1 protein-coding gene is annotated in these 1,524 nt (G+C 73.3%); it reads right to left on the minus strand.

The features are described 5' to 3' along the window. A partial coding sequence (locus H5J29_RS32265) for an FtsK/SpoIIIE domain-containing protein (RefSeq protein ID WP_281376159.1) occupies nucleotides 1-1,524 on the minus strand: 1,524 nt, incomplete at both ends.

Genomic DNA, 1,524 nt, shown 5'->3' on the forward strand with positions numbered 1-1,524 from the left:
TCGCGCCCGCGTCGGGGATCCGGGCGATCTCGTTGGCGTGTCCCATCCCGGACTCGTGGTTGATCACGGCGTGCCTGCGCGGCAGGGTCAGGGCGGCCTCGTTGAGGTTCGCGAGCACCCGTCTGGCGCGGGGCAGGGCGATCCGCAGCACGAACTGCTCGAAGATCGCCGGACGCCCCCAGAAGGCCTCGATGCCGGACACGTCCTGGCTGGCCAGGACGAGGTGGATGCCCTGCGACCGGCCGCGCCGGGCGACGTCCTCCAGCAGCGCGGTGGCCTGGCGGGTCACCTGGTCCTTCTCGGCGAAGAGGTACTGGAACTCGTCGATCACGGCGACGATCCGCGGCCAGCCGTCCGGGTCCAGCGCCCGCAGCTCCTCCAGCTTGCTGACCTCGTGGGCCTTCGCGGCCTCGGCCCGCCGCCGCATCTCGTCGGCCAGGAACTGCAGGAGCGCCAGGCCGAACTCGCGGTCGGTGTTGACGTTGATCCCGATCAGCTTCGCGTGCGGCAGCCAGGTGCTGTCCCGCTGCCCCGGTGCGAACTGGGCGAAGGACACGCCCTCCTTGAAGTCCAGCAGGTAGAGGTTGAGCTGGTCGGGCCCGTACCGCGCGGCCAGCGAGCCGATCATGGCGAGCAGCAGGTTCGTCTTGCCGGAGCCGCTGGGCCCGCCGAGCAGGGCGTGTGGGGAGTGGTCGTCGAGGGCCAGCTCGACCTCGGTGCCGTCGTCGAACCCGATGGGGGCGACGAGCCGGGCCTCGGAGGTCTCCTCCCACCAGCGCTCCGGCAGCAGGTCGGCGAAGCGGCGCACCGTGGCCCGCCAGGCCTCGTGCGCCTCGGCGACGGTGGTGCACGCGGCCGTCACCTCGGAGCGCGGCAACGGCGGGTCCGGGGTCACGGCGACGAACGGGCCGGTCATCGAGCACCGCACCCCGTCGGCCCCGAAGCGCACGGACTCCAGCGTGGCCCCGACCGTGACCGGCAGGTCCAGCAGGACGAGCGAGATCCCGCAGTCCAGGCCGCTGCGCGCGATCCGCTGGAGCCTGCGCTGCTGCTCCTCCGGCAACGCGGCGCGGTGCCCGGCGAGCACCACGACGACCCAGGGCTCGCTGCGCTTGCCGGTGCGCTCGGCGTGGGCGCGCAGCGACGGATCGCCGCCCACCAGCACCCGGCTGTGCACCCGACGGATCCGTTCGGACAGCTCGTCGAGCAGGTCGTCGAGGCGGTCCGGGTCGTGCGAGGTGACGAGCCCGGTGCGGGCCAGCGGGTGCAGCGCGGGGAACAGGCCGTACTGGCTGCCGTCCCACACGTCGACGTGCAGCACGCCGGGGCGGAAGGTGGAGACCAGCCGCATCAGCAGCTGCTCGACCAGCGCCTCGGCCGCGGCCCGGGTCGCGGGTGTGGAGTCGACGCGCAGGTGCGCCTCGTCGAGCAACGGCAGGACGACGGGGAACGGGTCGCCGATCTCGAGGTGCCCGAGGCCGATCCGCCACAGCTCGGGGAACCCCTTGACGCCCTCGGCCGCCT

The organism is Pseudonocardia pini, assembly GCF_013870575.1.
GTDB lineage: Bacteria > Actinomycetota > Actinomycetes > Mycobacteriales > Pseudonocardiaceae > Pseudonocardia > Pseudonocardia pini.